Raw genomic sequence first — 14,618 nt, forward strand, 5'->3', positions numbered from 1 at the left:
GCCAGCACCAGCATCGGGTTCAACGGCGCGTGGAGCGGCAGCAACCCGAAGCCGACCTCGTTCACCCTGAACGGCGTGGTCTGCAACGGCGGCACTCCGACCACCCCGCCGACGACCACCCCGCCGACGACGCCGCCTCCGACGACGCCGCCGCCCACCACCCCGCCGCCGACGACGCCGCCGGGGGAGCGGGCGGACAACCCGTACCTGAACGCCAAGGGGTACGTGAACCCGGAGTGGAAGGCCAAGGCCGAGTCCGTCGCGGGCGGCAAACCGGGTGTCGAACAACCCGACCGCCGTGTGGATCGACCGGATCGCCGCCATCAACGGCACCCCGGACAGCAGCTCCAACGGCGCCATGGGCGTACGGGACCACCTCGATGAGGCGCTCGCGCAGGGCGCGAAGTACATCCAGTTCGTCATCTACAACCTGCCCGGCCGTGACTGCGCGGCGCTGGCCTCCAACGGCGAGCTGGGCCCGGACGAACTGCCCCGCTACAAGGCCGAGTACATCGACCCGATCGCCGCGATCCAGGGCGACGCGAAGTACAAGGACCTGCGCATCATCAACATCATCGAGATCGACTCGCTGCCGAACCTGGTGACCAACACCTCCGGCAAGCCGGGTGGCACGGCCATGTGCGACACGGTCAAGGCCAACGGCGCGTACGTCAACGGTGTCGGCTACGCCCTGAACAAGCTGGGCGCGATCGGCAACGTCTACAACTACATCGACGCCGCGCACCACGGCTGGATCGGCTGGGACAGCAACTTCAGCCCGACCGCCCAGATCCTGAAGGACGCCGCGGTGGCCTCCGGCAGCACCGTCAACAAGGTGCACGGCTTCATCGTCAACACCGCGAACTACTCGGCGCTCAAGGAGCCGAACTTCAAGGTGACCGACTCGGTGAACGGCACCACGGTGCGGCAGTCCAAGTGGGTCGACTGGAACTTCTACGTGGACGAGCTGTCGTTCGCTCAGGCGTTCCGCAACGAGCTGGTCTCCAAGGGCTTCGACTCGAAGATCGGCATGCTGATCGACACCTCCCGCAACGGTTGGGGCGGCACCGCCCGGCCCACCGGCCCCGGCCCGATGACCAGTGTCGACGCCTATGTCGACGGTGGCCGTGTCGACCGGCGGATCCACGCCGGCAACTGGTGCAACCAGGCCGGTGCGGGTCTGGGCGAGCGGCCGAAGGCCGCGCCGGAGCCCGGCATCGACGCGTACGTCTGGGTCAAGCCCCCGGGTGAGTCGGACGGCTCCAGCAAGGAGATCCCGAACAACGAGGGCAAGGGCTTCGACCGGATGTGCGACCCGACCTACACCGGTAACGCCCGCAACGGCAACAGCCTGAGCGGCGCCCTGCCGGACGCCCCGATCTCGGGCGCCTGGTTCCCGGCGCAGTTCGCCCAGCTGATGCAGAACGCCTACCCGCCGCTCTCCTGACCAGGCGGACGGCCAACCCGCCGCGGCAGGAGTGAGGCACTGTCGCGGCAGGTTCCCCAGGGCCCCTGGTCCGACCGGTCACCGGTCGGGCCAGGGGCCCCCGCCGTGCCGGGCGGGTGGACGGCGACCCGTCAGGGCACGGTCTTCTCGATCGCCGCCCGCCCCAGCTCGGCCAGGTCGCGGCGGGCCCGCTCGAGGTTCTCCGGGGTGACGTCCTGACCCCGGGCCATCACCAGGTCCTCCGGCTCCCAGGGCTGCTCCGCCCCGGTACGGATGTTGTCCCCGGCCGCGCCGGTGCCGGTGCCGGTCGCGCCGGTGCCCGCGGCGTACGGGTCGCCGAGCAGTTCCTCGGTCTCCTCCGAGGTTCCGCCGCGTGGTTCGGCGAAGAACGGGTTGTCCCGGTCGTCGCCGCCGGTGGCGAGCTGCGGCACGGTGGTCTCGTCGTCCACCGCGGCGGCCACCTCGGGGCTCTCCTCCAGCGGTCGCCCGCGGTTGGGGTCACGATCCGTCATGGTGCCCTCCTGTCCCAGACGCTCCGATCTCGCGTACCCCGCTGGGCCGGGCCCATGCCGGTCCCGGTCGGACCTGCCAGGTCCTGCTCGGTGGCGGGCCGTCTGGCCGGGCGAGGCCACTTCGAGCCGGTATGACCAGGCCGAAGAGTGGCATCACCGGGCCGGCCCGGTGGATCCCGAGCCTGTCGTGCCCCGGGAAGCGGGCCTCCATGCCGGTTCGTCGGGCGTGTACGCGTACGCCCCGGTCGGCTCGCGACCGGGGCGTACGTGGTGGATCGTCAGCGGCCGAGGACCCGGTCCAGGAAGTCCCGGTACTGCCGGACCGCCACCCGGAGTTGCTCGGTGTCGGCCGAACCGGCGTCCTGCCAGCCCCCGAGCTGCCGCTTCTGCGCCGAGAGCGCGGCCGAGAGCGCCTGGATGGCCTCCTCGACCAGCGACTGGGCTTCGCCGGCGGCCGCGCGGGGGTCGTCGACGAAGCGGAGCTGGACGTCGCGCCAGCGGTCCCGGAAGCTCTGCGCCGCCTCCGCCTCGAACAGCGTCGCCGCGTGGGTGGGGACGTTGGCCCCGGCCGGGCTCGTCGCGCCGGCCGTCCCGACACCGGCCACGGCGGCCGACGTCGGCCCGCCCTCCGGCGTCTCGGTGTCCGGGTCGACCATGGCCGGCGCGGCGCTGCCGTATCCGGCGGCGTCGGCGGCCGTCGCGTCGCCGTCGCGTCGACCCGGCTCCGGCGTGCCCTGGTGCGCCGCGTCCCACCGGTGCGGGTCGTGGATCCGGTCGGCCGCGGTCGGGTCGGCCCGCTCGTCGTCGAACGGCTCGGTGCGCCCCGGCGCGCCGTCTCCGGGCATCGCGGTGTCCTCGCGCCGGGCGTCCCGCTCGTCCTCGGGTCGCCCGCTCGCCATCGCGGACGCGGCGACCGCGTCGCCCACGGTGGCCGCACCGAACGCGGTCGGCAGCGGTGCCGGATCGTGGAATTCGGGCCCGCCGCCGCTGTCCGCGTCGTCGCGGTCGACGGCGCGCACGTCGTACGGGCGGGTGTCGTCGAGGTCGTCGGCCGGCCGCTCGCCGGCCACCGTCGGGTCGTCGAAGGTGCCCCGGTCATCGAGGACGTCCTCGGGAACGTCGGCCCGGCCGTCCCGGTCGTGCCCGGGCGTCCCGTTCGTGGGCGTGGCGCCCGGCGGGGGCACGGGCACCGGCGCGGAGCGCACCGCCTCCGGATGGTCCTGGTTGACCTGCTGCTCTTCCCTGCGCATGGTGGCTCTCCTCAGCGGGTGGTGACGTCGTGCGGGCTGTCCGGGTGGCGCTGCTCCGGGGGCCGGTGACCGACCGGCTCCTCGCCGAGCAGGTCGGCGAAGAGGGCGCGGTAGTGCACGACGGCCTGGCGGAGCTCCTCGGTGCTGGCCTCGCCCCGCTCGTTGCGCAGCCGGATCTCGTGCGCGTCCCGGTAGTGGGTGAGGGTGCGGGCGTGCTCGACGGAGAGGTGGGAGATCTGGTCCGAGAAGTCCCCGGTGGGGTAACCCCGCTCGGCGATGAGCCGACTGACCAGTTCGTCGGCGTCACCGACCGTCTCGGCGGGGGAGTCGACGAAGCGGACCTGGAGTTCCTCCCACGCGGCGGCGTACCGGGCGCGGGCCTCCGGGGCCAGCGGGGTGAGTTCGAGCTCCGCGTGCCGGCGTTCCCGGTCGCGCAGCTCCCGTTCGGCGGCGGTGCGGTTGTCCTGTTCCGCGACGGCCCGGTCGTACTCGGGGCCGAAGCGGCGCTTGAGCGCGCGGCGGCGGCCGGCCACGACGGCCACGGCGACCAGCGCCGCGACCACCAGCACGACGAGAACCACAACGATTACCTGCGTGGGCGACATGGCTCCTCCTTCGCCACCCGGTATTCCCTCCGTCCGGTGATCGCCAATCCCGATCCCGCGGACTTTCCTGGCGGATCCGTGCGGCGAACCGGGTGCCGGCATGGTGAGGCCCACACGACGAGCTACCCGCCGAAACTTGATTGATCCCAGAAAACGAGCTTGGGCGGGGTGGCGCCGGCGGAATCCGGTCGACGCGCCGCGCGCGGACGTGGTGGTCAGCACCGACCAGACCGGCGGCGTCATGTCGTACGGACTGGACAACCGGGGGGCGAGCCCGCACATCGACGTCGAGCCGTCCTCGCCGGACTGCGGGAGGCCGACGATGCCTACCGGGAGTACCGCCCGTTCGTCTCGGGGCAGGCCATGAAGGCCCGACCGAGCGGCAGAAAGACTGCTCCCGGTCCGGTCGTCGTAGCCCGCAGAGTCCACAACGGAGTCGGGTGGGGGACGCACGGTAGTGCTCGGGGCCGCCATTACGTATCCTGCCCAAGGCGCCCGTGCCGGTGCCCGGCACCGTGGCCGGGCGCTGCCCGGCCGGTGCCGGCGCCACCGCTGCCACCCCTTCGGGCGAGGACTCATGGACACCCGCGACTGGTCGATCCGCGCCAAGCTGACCGCCCTGGTCGTGACCCCGGTCGCTGCCCTGATGGCGCTCTGGATCTTCACCACCACACTCACCCTCGGCCCTGCGCTGGACCTGCTCGTCGCGCGCACCTACATCGACGAGCTCGGCCGCCCCGGCGGCGTGGTCGTCGCCGAGCTGCAACGCGAGCGCCGGCTGTCGGTGGTGGCGCTGGCCGGCGGGGACGTGCGGCCGGCCCTCGCCGCGCAGCGGCAACGCACCGACTCCGCGGCGGCCGAGCTGCGCCGGCGGATCGGCGGCGAGCGGCTGCGTGACGCCGCCGGCGACCTGCTCGACGACCGCCTGGACAAGCTGGCCGCCGCCCTCGACACCCTCTCGGCCGGGCGGTCGCTCATCGACCGCGGGCTGGTCGACCGGGCCGCCGCGAGCAGCCTCTACACGAGCCTCGTCGGTTCCGTCTTCCAGTCGTTCTCCGCGATGGCCGCCGCCGGACCCGATGCGGAGCTCAACCGGCACGCGCTGGCGCTCACCGCGCTCGGCCGCTCCCGCGAGCTGCTCGGCCAGACCGACGCGCTGCTGGCCGGCGCGCTCGCCGGTGGGCGGTTCGTGGAGGGGGAGCACCTGCGGCTGGTGCAGACCATCGGCAACGAGCGCCTGCTCGTCGAGGCCGCCGCCGCGGACCTGCCGCCCGAGGATCGGGTCGCATACCAGCGACTGGTGGCCGGGGACGACGTCGTGCGCCTGCGCGTCATGCAGGAGGCGCTGCTGCGCGCCGACCCGTCCGGTCGCCCGCCGGTGGACGCCCGCACCTGGGAGACCAGTCACGAGACCGTCCAACGGCAGCTGCTCGACTTCGAGCTGGCCCAGGCCGAGGTGCTGGCCGAACGCTCCATGCCGGCGGCGGTCGGCATCCTGGTCCGGCTCGGCGTCGCCGCGCTGCTCGGCCTGGCGGCGGTCGTCGTGTCGGTCCTGGTCGCCGTCCGGGTCGGGCGGACCCTGGTCCGCCGGCTGACCGGCGTGCGCACCGCCGCCCTCGAGATGGCCGAGCAGCGGCTACCCGACGTGGTGGCCCGGCTGCGCCGGGGCGAACAGGTCGACGTGGCCCGGGAGGCGCCGCCGCTGGAGTACGGCGCCGACGAGATCGGCGAGGTCGGGCGCGCCTTCAACGAGGTCCGGCGGACCGCCGTCCGCGCCGCCGTCGACGAGGTCACCCTGCGCCGCGGCCTCAACGAGGTCTTCCTCAACCTCGCTCGCCGAAGCCAGGGCCTGGTGCACCGACAGCTCGCCCTGCTGGACCGGATGGAGCGGCGCGCCGAGGACCCGGACGAGCTGGCCGACCTGTTCCGGGTCGACCACCTGGCCACCCGGCTCCGCCGGCACGCCGAGGACCTGGTCATCCTCGCCGGGGCAGCCCCCGGGCGGGGCTGGCGGCAGCCGGTCGCCGTGCTGGACGTGGTCCGCGGCGCGGTCTCCGAGGTCGAGGCGTACGACCGGGTGGACATCGGGGACGTGCAGCCCGCCGGGGTGGTGGGCCGGGCCGTCGCCGACGTCATCCACCTGCTCGCCGAGCTGATCGAGAACGCCACCGTCTTCTCCCCGCCCGAGACCCGGGTCGAGGTCTGCGGCCAGCAGGTCCCCAAGGGGTACGTCGTCGAGATCACCGACCACGGCCTGGGGATGTCCCCGCGCGCCGTGGAGGAGGCCAACCGCCGTCTCGCCGACCCGCCGGAGTTCGACCCGGCCGACAGCGCCCGGCTCGGCCTCTTCGTGGTGGCCCGCCTCGCCGCCCGGCACGGCGTCATGGTCACCCTGCGCTCCCAGGTGCCGGGTGGGATGACCGCCGTGGTGCTCGTACCGGTGGATCTGGTCACCGACGAACCGCCGGCCCCGCCGGTCCCGGCGCGGCACCCGGCCGCCTCGGTCACCCGGCTCGACGCCCTGCCCCGGGGCCGGTCCGGCCGGATCACCCGGGAACGCCCCGAGCAGACCGTGCTGCCGTTCGCGCCGGCGCGCACCTCGTCGGTGGAGGCTGCCCCCGACGGCGACGGCCTGCCCCGCCGGGTCCGCCGCCGGGGGCCGGGCACCCGGTCCCGGCCGCAGGTCGCGGATGCGCCCGCCCCGCGCTCCCCGGAGGAGGTACGCCGGCAGATGTCCGCGCTCCAGGCGGGCACCGCCCGGGGCCGGCGCGAAGGCGCCACCCTCCACCCACTGTCCCCGGCCCGGCCCGACGTGCCGACTGGTGGCCGCGCCGTACCGCGGGTCGACCGCCCCGAGTCGTCCCTGTCGCCAGGCGAGCCGGCGACGACCCCCGAATCCCCCACCGCGACTGAGAGGGACGCCTAGTGGTGCACACGACGAGGCAGAGCGCCGATCTCGGCTGGTTGCTCGACGAACTGGTGGAGCGGGTGCCGGCCGCCCGGGAGGCGGTCGTGCTCTCCGCCGACGGGCTGCTGCTGGGCGCCTCCGCCGCACTGGACCAGGCCGCCGCCGAGCACCTCTCCGCCCTGGCCTCCGGCTTCTCCAGCCTGGCCAAGGGCGCCAGCCGGCATCTCGCCGGCGGCGGGGTCCGGCAGACCGTGGTGGAGATGGAGTCCGCGTACCTCTTCGTCACCGCCGCCGGGCAGGGTGCCTGCCTGGCCGTGGTCTGCGAGGCCGACGCGGACATCGGCTTCGTGGCGTACGAGATGGCGATGCTGGTCATCCGGGTCGGTGAGAACCTGACCGCTCCCGCCCGCGTGACGGTCGGAGCCGCCGATGCGGGCTGAGCCGCCGGGCCCCCAGCACGAGTGGCTGGACGGCGCGGCCGGCCCGGTGGTCCGCCCGTACACCCTCACCGGCGGCCGGGTGCGCCCGGCCGTCGACGATTTCGACCTGGTCGCGTTCGTGCTGGCGGGCCCGGGCGTGGACCCGGCCGGCCGGCCCGGGCTCCAGCCGGAGCACCGACGCCTGGTCGAGTTGGCCCGCCGCCCGGTCGCGGTGGCCGACCTCGCCGCCGATCTGGACCTCGCCGTGGGCGTGGTCCGGGTCCTCCTCGGCGACCTGCTCGCCCGGGGGTTGGTCTCGGTGCACGAGCCGCCGACCGCCGGACTTCCCGACAACGACATCCTCAAGGCGGTGGTCAGTGGACTACGTGCGCTCTGACCGGGGCTCCTCCGGACCCCGGTTGCCGCTGGCTCTCAAGATCCTCGTCGCCGGTGGCTTCGGTGCGGGCAAGACGACGCTGGTCAGCGCGCTGAGCGAGGTCCGCCCGCTGCAGACCGAGGAGGTGTTGACCAGCGTCGGCATCGGCACCGACGACATCTCCGGGGTGGAGACGAAGACGACCACCACGGTGGCGATGGACTTCGGCCGGATCACCATCAACGAGGATCTCCAGGTCTACCTGTTCGGCACGCCGGGCCAGGACCGGTTCTGGTTCCTCTGGGACGAACTGGCCTTCGGCGCGCTCGGCGCGGTGGTGCTCGCCGACACCCGCCGGCTCGCCGACTGCTTTCCGTCGATCGACTACTTCGAGCAGCGGGGCATCCCGTTCGTGGTCGGGGTGAACTGCTTCGACGGGTCCCGCCGGTTCGGCATCGAGGCGGTGCGCCAGGCGCTGGACCTCGACCCGGAGGTCCCGATGGTGCTCTGCGACGCCCGGGACCGCCAGTCCGCCAAGCTGGTGCTGATCTCGCTGGTCGAGCACGTCGCCCGGCAGCGGGGCGAGCCGGTCCCGGTGGCCTGACCGGGCCGGTCCCGGCCCGTCGGTGTGGGCGGGTCGGGCCAGAAAACTGGCGGAAACAGGGCTAACGCCCGGGCCCACCGGGAAGCCTCTGGTTGGATCGACCACAGGATCGGCGGAGGGTGGACCGGTGACGAGCGAGATCGTCCACATCGGGGGATACACGGCGGCCAGCGGCGGGCGGGGTGACGGCATCGTGGCCGCCCGCCGGGACCCGGCCTCGGGCGCGCTGACCCCGCTCGGCACGGTCGCGGTCACCGACTCGCCGTCCTTCCTCGTCCGGCACCCCGCCCTGCCGGTGCTCTACGCGGTCAACGAACTCGCCGAGGGGCAGGTCAGCGCCTTCGGGGTGGGGGAGCGGGGCGAACTCACCCCGCTCGCCGTCCGGTCGACCGGCGGCGCCGAGCCCTGCCACCTGGCGGTCGTGCCCGACGGCGGGCACCTCGTCGTGGCCAACTACGGCGGCGGCAGCGTGGCGGTCCTCCCGCTCGACGCGCGCGGCGTGCCGGGCGAGCGCAGCGACCTCGTCGTGCACGAGGGCCACGGCCCGGACCCGGAGCGCCAGGAGAGGGCGCACTGCCACATGGTCTCCCCGGGCCCCGGCGCCGGCCCGCTGCTCGCCGTCGACCTCGGCACCGACTCGATCTACCGGTACGACCTGGACGCCGCCTCGGGCCGGCTGGTGCCCCGGGCGCCACGGGTGCGTACCGCTGCCGGCACCGGTCCGCGTCACCTGGCCCGACACCCGGACGGGCGGCGCTGCTGGGTGGCCGGTGAACTGGACGCCACCGTCACGGCGTACGAGCTGACCGTGGACGGGGCCCTGCACCAGCGGGGCCGGGTCGACGCCAGCGGTCGGGCGGGCCACGTCCAGCCCTCGGAGATCACCGTCGGGCCGGACGGCCGTTTCCTCTACGTGGGTAACCGGGGGGTGGGCACGGTCGCGGTCTTCGCGCTCGACGCCGAACTGCCCCGGCTGGTCGCCGAGGTGGAGACGGGCGGCGAGTGGCCGCGGCACTTCGTGCCGGTGGGGGAGCACCTCTACGTCGCCGACGAACGGGCCGACATGGTCCGGGTGTTCCGGGTCGACCCCGGTTCGGGGGTGCCGGAGCCGGTCGGCGAGCCGGTCGAGGTGCCGAGCCCCACCTGCGTGCTGCCCTGGGGCAAGGGGCGTTCAGGGCCGATCCGCGCAACACGTCGAGACTGACTGATTACTCAGCGTGGTAAAAGAGCGATCAACTGTTTCTCCTGCGTAACTTTCGTCCGAACGGTTGTGGCGGTAACCGAACGAGCTACGCAAGATGGTCAGCGTGTCTGGCCGCCATCGCATGCGTTCAAGTATCCGTGGAGCAGGAGCCGCCGCAGCGGCCACCGCGCTCGTCGTCGTGGTCGCGGGATCCTGGTTCGGTTACCAGCAGCTGGCCGGCCCGTCCTGCTCGGGTGAGATCCAACTCGCCGTCGCCGCGGCGCCCGAGTTGGCCCCCGCGGTGCAGAACGCCGCCGCGCAGTGGGTCACCGACGGCGCGGCCGTCGGCGGCACCTGCATCGCGGTGAACGTGTCCTCGTCCGAGCCGGTCGACGTGGCCGCCGCCGTCGCCAGCAAGCACGGCGCCGTCCTCGCCGGCGTGGGCCAGGCCAGCGGCACCGTGGTCACCCCGGACGTGTGGATCCCGGACTCCTCCACCTGGCTGCTGCGGCTGAAGAACAACGGCGCGACCGCGTTCGCCCCGGGCAACGGCGCGTCGATCGCGCGCAGCCCGGTCGTGGTCGCCATGCCGGAGCCGGTCGCCTCCTCCCGGCTGGGCTGGCCGGACAAGAAGTCCAGCTGGACCGACCTGCTCCGCGCGGTCAGCAGCGACAAGCCCCTGCGCGCCGGGATCGTGGAGCCGACGCAGGACGCGGCCGGCCTCTCCGGGCTGCTCTCCCTCACCGCCGCCGCGAGCGCGTCGGGCGGCGACACGCAGAAGGCCACCACCGGCGCGCTGCGGGCCCTGGCCACCGGCCGGTCCGCGCTGCGGCAGGACCTGCTCGCCCGCTTCCCGCGCTCCAACGACCCGACGTCCATCGCCAGCGCGCTCGGCGCCGCCGCGCTCTCCGAGGAAGACGTCATCGCGTACAACAACACCAAGCCGCCGATCCCGTTGGCCGCGCTCTACCTGGAGCCGTCGCCGATGCCGCTGGACTACCCGTACGCGGTGCTGCCCGGCATCGAGCCGGCCAAGGCGTCCGCGGCGAAGGTGCTCTACGAGCTGCTGACCACGCAGGGCTTCAAGAACCGGCTGGCGGCCCAGTCGCTGCGGGCCCCGGACGGCAACTGGGGTGACGGCTTCAGGGCGCCGCAGGGCGCGCCGAGCCCGGCCGGTGGCCAGGCGGCCGTCCCGCCCGCCGGTGTGGGCGCCGCGGGTGGCCTGGACCCCGTCGCCATAGACCGTGCGGTCTCCGGCTGGTCCATCGCGACCCAGTCCGGCCGGATGCTCTGCGTCATCGACGTCTCCGGCTCCATGAAGACCGAGGTCCCCTCCGCCAACAACGCCAGCCGTGAGCAGGTGACCGTGGCGGCGGCGAGCCGGGGTCTGAACCTCTTCGACGACTCCTGGTCGATCGGCCTCTGGACCTTCTCCACCAAGCTCGAGGGGTCCCGGGACTGGCGGCAACTCGTGCCGATAAACCCCCTCTCCACCAACCGGGGCAGGCTGGAGCAGGGCCTCGCCGGGATCCGCCCGTCCAACGGCAACACCGGCCTGTACGACACCATGCTGGAGGCGTACCGGACGGTGCAGGAGAACTGGGAGCCGGGCCGGGTCAACTCGATCGTGCTCTTCACCGACGGCAAGAACGAGGACGACGACGGCATCTCCCAGGCCAAGCTGCTCGCCGAGCTGAAGAACCTGGCCGACGCGGAGCGGCCGGTGCAGGTCGTCATCATCGGCATCGGCAACGACGTCTCCAAGGCCGAGCTGCAGTCGATCACCGACGTCACCGGGGGCGGCACCTTCGTCACCGAGGACCCGACCAAGATCGGTGACATCTTCCTGAAGGCGATCGCGCTGCGCCCGAACGCGCCGCGCTGAGCCACGGCACAGTGGCGGCGAACCGCCGCACCGGTGAATCCGGTGCGGCGGTTCGTATTCCGGCCCCTGGAAAACTGACGGTAATACGTCCGAAGCAATCGGTGACCATCATTGTCAGGCAGGATGTCGGGTGTGCTCCGGCGTCGCTCCCCCATCCGGGGGCGGTGGCCGGTCGGGGCCGACACGCGCGATGTGGGGAGGCTGGGTGAGCTCGGCGACGCTGTCCACCCCGGTCCGGGTCCCGCCCGCGGCGAGCGGACGCCCGACCGGGCCGGTCGCCCGCGCCGACCAGCGGGCCTACGTGCGGCTCCTGGTGGTGCTCGACACCGCCGTCCTGTCCGTCGCCGTGCTCGCCGGGTACGCCGCCCGGTTCGGTGACCGGGCGCCGATCGGCTCGGAGATCCCGTACGTCCTGGTGGCCCCCGGGCTGGTCCTCACCTGGCTGGTCTCCCTCAAGGCCCTGCGCTGCTACGACGACCGGGTGCTCGGCTACGGCGCCGACGAGTACCGGCGGGTGGGCACCGCGAGCCTGCGCCTGGCCGGTGGCATCGCGATCGCCGGCTACATCGCCGACGTCGGCGTCTCCCGGGGATTCCTCGGCATCTCCTTCGTCTTCGGCACGCTGGCGCTGGTGGTGACCCGGTTCGCCGCCCGCAAGCGGCTGCACCTCGCCCGCTACCGGGGCGACGGCTGGTCACGTCGGGTGCTGGTGGTGGGCGACACCGCGCACGTGCTGGAACTCGTGCACACCCTGCGCCGCGAGCCGTACGCCGGCTACCAGGTGGTCGGCGCCTGCATCCCGGACGCGCTGCTCGCCCCGGTGCCGCAGCGGCTCAGCGACGTGCCGGTGGTCGGCTCGCTGCGGGGCGTGCCGGAGGCGGCGAGCGCCATCGGCGCGGACACCGTGGCGGTCACCGCCTCCGGCGAGCTGACCGCGGCCCGGCTGCGCCGGCTGGGCTGGCAGCTGGAGGGGACCGGGATAGACCTGGTCGTGGCCCCGGCGTTGACCGACGTCGCCGGCCCGCGCATCCACACCCGCCCGGTCGCCGGCCTGCCGCTGATCCACGTCGAGGCGCCCGAGTTCCGGGGCGCGCGCAAGCTGGTCAAGGAACTGGTCGACCGGACGGCCGCCGCGCTGGCGCTGCTGCTGGCCCTGCCGGTGCTGGCGGTGCTCGCGCTGGCCATCCGGCTGGACAGCCGGGGGCCGGTCCTGTTCCGGCAGACCCGGGTCGGGCAGGGCGGCCGCGAGTTCGACGTGTTGAAGTTCCGCACCATGGTGATCAACGCCGATGCGCTCCTGGCCGAGCTGGTCGCCCGCAACGAGACCGACGGGCTGATGTTCAAGATGCGCGACGACCCCCGGGTGACCCGGGTGGGCCGGCTGCTGCGCAAGTACTCGCTGGACGAGCTGCCTCAACTGGTCAACGTGCTGCTCGGCCAGATGAGCCTGGTCGGCCCCCGGCCGCCGCTGCCGTCCGAGGTGGCCCGCTACGACGGCGACGTGGCCCGCCGCCTGCTGGTCAAGCCGGGCATGACCGGGCTCTGGCAGGTCAGCGGCCGCTCCGACCTGAGCTGGGAGGACGGCATCCGGCTCGACCTGTACTACGTCGAGAACTGGTCACTCGCCGCCGACCTGACCATCCTGTGGAAGACCTTCGGCGCGGTGGTCCGGGGGCGCGGGGCGTACTGAGCGCGGCGGGGGTCAGGGCTGCGGCCCGGTCCAGTCCAGGCAGACCACCACCGCGTCGTCGACCAGGTCACCGGCCACGAACGCCCGCAGGTCACCGATCAGCGACCGTACGGCGTCCAACGGCGCCATCGGGCCGGTACGGCGCAGGAAGCGGTCCAGCGCGGTCTCCCCGTACCGGACGTCGCCGCCGGTCGCGTCGATCACCCCGTCGCTGACCACGAAGAGCCGGTCGCCGCGGCACAGCTCGAAGTGCTGCTCCTGGTAGTCCGTCCCCTCGAACATGCCGAGCGGGAACTGCTTCTCCAGCACCTGCTCGGCGACCTCTCCGTCGCGCAGTCGCAGCAGCCGGGGCGAGCCGGCGTCGACCACGGTCAGCCGGCCGGAGGCCAGGTCCAGCTCCATCAGCAGGGCGGAGAGGTGCTGCTCGCCCCCGTGCAGGGCGTAGATCGCCTGGTCGGCGAGGGCGGCCTGGTCGGCCAGGGCCAGCCCGGCCCGCCGGGCGTTGCGCAGCGCGTGGGTGGCCAGCGAGGTGAGCATCGAGGCGGCCACCCCCTCGCCGGTGCCGTTGATGGTGGAGAGCCAGAGTCGGTGGCCGTCGTCGGACCAGTCGAAGCTGTCGCCGCGCACCGCGTACGCCGGCTCCAGCTGCCCGGCCAGACTGAACGAGGGGCGGACCCGGCTGCGTCCGGGCAGCAGCTCCCACTGCATCTCCGCGGCGAGGGTGAGCCGGCGGGCCCGGCGGGCGGCCCGGTACACGTCGGTGCCCGCGGACACGGCGGCCAGCTCGTGCCCGAGCGCGGTGGTGGCGGCGGCGAGCTGGTCGACGGCGTCCCGGTCCGCCGGCGCCGGGGCGAGCCGGAGCACCCCGCGCCGCTCGCCGCGCATCCCCACCGGGAACCAGCCGATGCCGCCGGCGACGATCGGCTCCTGGTGGTCGAAGCAGCGCCACGCCGGATGGCCCGGCCCGGTGAGGGGCTCCCCGTCGCCCAGCGGCAGCAGCACCGAGAGCCGGTAGTCGACCTGGTACAGCTCGATCTCGGTGATGCCGAAGTCACAGGCCAGCTCGTCGCCGAGCCGGTCGAGCAGGAGGTCGGCCGGCGCCTCGATCAACACCCGCCGGGCCCGGTCCGCCGGTCCGCTCATCGTCACTCCTCTTGACAGGGCCGATCACCCGGTCCCCGGGGTAGTCTCGTGCCCACCATGGCCGAAGAAAGCGGTCCTCGCGGACCAGACGTGAGTATGGCCGCCGAGCTGGACGCCGCGGCCGGTGCCCTGCTGTCCGTGTGGGAGGCGGCGCGTGAGCGTACGACGAGCCGTCTCTCCGGTCCCCAGCTTCGCGCCGTCATGGTGGTGGAACGGCACGACGGGATCAACCTCCGCCGTCTCGCCACGCTGCTGGACATGCTGCTCTCGTCGGCCAGCCGGCTCTGTGACCGGCTGGTCGCCGCCGGCATGCTGGAACGTGAGCCGGGCCGTCTCGACCGGCGGGAGATCTCGCTGCACCTGACCCCGGAGGCCCGCCGGCTCCTGGCGGAGCTGCGCCGGGACCGCCGCCGGCGGCTGGCCGACGTGCTCTCCGGGATGAGCGGCGAGGGGCGCGACGCGCTGCTGCGCGGCATCCGGGAGTTCGACCGGGTGGCCCGGGAGCGGGAGGGCGTGGCGGCCGAGCGGCCGGCGCTCGCGCCACCGTCGGCCCGCGGGGCCGTCGACGACCCGGTGGCCCGCTCGGCCTGAGCGCG

Annotated in this window: 12 protein-coding genes and 1 pseudogene; 9 read left to right on the forward strand and 4 right to left on the reverse strand. The window is 73.8% G+C overall.

The window, feature by feature from the left end; translation table 11 throughout:
* A pseudogene (locus ACPFP2_RS17200) lies at positions 1–1,447 on the forward strand (glycoside hydrolase family 6 protein); the annotation flags it as partial.
* Between the two features lie 131 nt (positions 1,448–1,578).
* On the opposite strand, the gene ACPFP2_RS17205 reads toward ACPFP2_RS17200, so the two are convergent.
* The 3 genes from ACPFP2_RS17205 to ACPFP2_RS17215 form a co-directional block, all read right to left on the reverse strand.
* The gene (locus tag ACPFP2_RS17205; protein WP_424090189.1) at positions 1,579–1,959 is read right to left on the reverse strand and encodes a hypothetical protein; all 381 of its coding nucleotides are present in this window, start codon (positions 1,957–1,959) and stop codon (positions 1,579–1,581) included.
* Between the two features lie 278 nt (positions 1,960–2,237).
* Complete coding sequence (locus tag ACPFP2_RS17210) at positions 2,238–3,209, reverse strand: hypothetical protein (protein ID WP_424090190.1); 972 nt, start codon at positions 3,207–3,209, stop codon at positions 2,238–2,240.
* An 11-nt stretch (positions 3,210–3,220) separates the two neighbouring features.
* Positions 3,221–3,814 (reverse strand): hypothetical protein, encoded by a 594-nt coding sequence (locus ACPFP2_RS17215; RefSeq protein WP_424090191.1) that lies wholly within the window; start codon positions 3,812–3,814, stop codon positions 3,221–3,223.
* 577 nt (positions 3,815–4,391) lie between these two features.
* Between ACPFP2_RS17215 and ACPFP2_RS17220 the strand changes: the two genes are divergently transcribed.
* From ACPFP2_RS17220 to ACPFP2_RS17250, 7 genes are all read left to right on the forward strand, one after another.
* Positions 4,392–6,740: a nitrate- and nitrite sensing domain-containing protein gene (locus ACPFP2_RS17220; RefSeq protein WP_424090192.1), complete on the forward strand. Its 2,349-nt coding sequence runs from the start codon at positions 4,392–4,394 to the stop codon at positions 6,738–6,740.
* Positions 6,740–7,162: a roadblock/LC7 domain-containing protein gene (locus ACPFP2_RS17225; RefSeq protein ID WP_424090193.1), complete on the forward strand. Its 423-nt coding sequence runs from the start codon at positions 6,740–6,742 to the stop codon at positions 7,160–7,162. The genes ACPFP2_RS17220 and ACPFP2_RS17225 overlap by 1 nt, the downstream gene beginning before the upstream one ends.
* The gene (locus tag ACPFP2_RS17230) at positions 7,152–7,538 is read left to right on the forward strand and encodes a DUF742 domain-containing protein (protein WP_424090194.1); all 387 of its coding nucleotides are present in this window, start codon (positions 7,152–7,154) and stop codon (positions 7,536–7,538) included. The genes ACPFP2_RS17225 and ACPFP2_RS17230 overlap by 11 nt, the downstream gene beginning before the upstream one ends.
* On the forward strand, positions 7,519–8,121 hold the full coding sequence (locus ACPFP2_RS17235; protein ID WP_424090195.1) for a GTP-binding protein: 603 nt from the start codon (positions 7,519–7,521) through the stop codon (positions 8,119–8,121). Before ACPFP2_RS17230 ends, ACPFP2_RS17235 begins: the two co-directional genes overlap by 20 nt.
* A 127-nt stretch (positions 8,122–8,248) precedes the next feature.
* A complete protein-coding gene (locus ACPFP2_RS17240) occupies positions 8,249–9,325 on the forward strand; it encodes a lactonase family protein (RefSeq protein ID WP_424090196.1) in 1,077 nt (358 codons plus the stop codon).
* A gap of 121 nt (positions 9,326–9,446) precedes the next feature.
* Positions 9,447–11,189, forward strand: coding sequence for a substrate-binding domain-containing protein (locus tag ACPFP2_RS17245; protein WP_424090197.1), 1,743 nt, complete (start codon positions 9,447–9,449; stop codon positions 11,187–11,189).
* Between the two features lie 205 nt (positions 11,190–11,394).
* Positions 11,395–12,879: a sugar transferase gene (locus tag ACPFP2_RS17250; RefSeq protein ID WP_424090198.1), complete on the forward strand. Its 1,485-nt coding sequence runs from the start codon at positions 11,395–11,397 to the stop codon at positions 12,877–12,879.
* Between the two features lie 12 nt (positions 12,880–12,891).
* Here ACPFP2_RS17250 and ACPFP2_RS17255 read toward each other — a convergent pair whose 3' ends face one another.
* Positions 12,892–14,022, reverse strand: a complete 1,131-nt coding sequence (locus ACPFP2_RS17255; RefSeq protein WP_424090199.1) for a PP2C family protein-serine/threonine phosphatase — start codon at positions 14,020–14,022, stop codon at positions 12,892–12,894.
* Between the two features lie 96 nt (positions 14,023–14,118).
* Between ACPFP2_RS17255 and ACPFP2_RS17260 the strand changes: the two genes are divergently transcribed.
* The gene (locus ACPFP2_RS17260; RefSeq protein WP_424090319.1) at positions 14,119–14,613 is read left to right on the forward strand and encodes a MarR family winged helix-turn-helix transcriptional regulator; all 495 of its coding nucleotides are present in this window, start codon (positions 14,119–14,121) and stop codon (positions 14,611–14,613) included.
* Positions 14,614–14,618 lie beyond the last annotated feature (5 nt).

This window comes from Micromonospora citrea (assembly GCF_049629545.1).
Taxonomy (GTDB): domain Bacteria; phylum Actinomycetota; class Actinomycetes; order Mycobacteriales; family Micromonosporaceae; genus Micromonospora; species Micromonospora citrea_A.

Excerpts from the sequence above, each read along its gene's own strand:
- ACPFP2_RS17220 (WP_424090192.1), top strand. The coding sequence starts at position 4,392 with ATGGACACCCGCGACTGGTCGATCCGCGCCAAGCTGACCGCCCTGGTC.
- ACPFP2_RS17210 (WP_424090190.1), bottom strand. The coding sequence starts at position 3,209 with ATGCGCAGGGAAGAGCAGCAGGTCAACCAGGACCATCCGGAGGCGGTG.
- ACPFP2_RS17255 (WP_424090199.1), bottom strand. The coding sequence starts at position 14,022 with ATGAGCGGACCGGCGGACCGGGCCCGGCGGGTGTTGATCGAGGCGCCG.
- ACPFP2_RS17245 (WP_424090197.1), top strand. The coding sequence starts at position 9,447 with ATGCGTTCAAGTATCCGTGGAGCAGGAGCCGCCGCAGCGGCCACCGCG.
- ACPFP2_RS17230 (WP_424090194.1), top strand. The coding sequence starts at position 7,152 with ATGCGGGCTGAGCCGCCGGGCCCCCAGCACGAGTGGCTGGACGGCGCG.
- ACPFP2_RS17260 (WP_424090319.1), top strand. The coding sequence starts at position 14,119 with ATGGCCGCCGAGCTGGACGCCGCGGCCGGTGCCCTGCTGTCCGTGTGG.
- ACPFP2_RS17215 (WP_424090191.1), bottom strand. The coding sequence starts at position 3,814 with ATGTCGCCCACGCAGGTAATCGTTGTGGTTCTCGTCGTGCTGGTGGTC.
- ACPFP2_RS17205 (WP_424090189.1), bottom strand. The coding sequence starts at position 1,959 with ATGACGGATCGTGACCCCAACCGCGGGCGACCGCTGGAGGAGAGCCCC.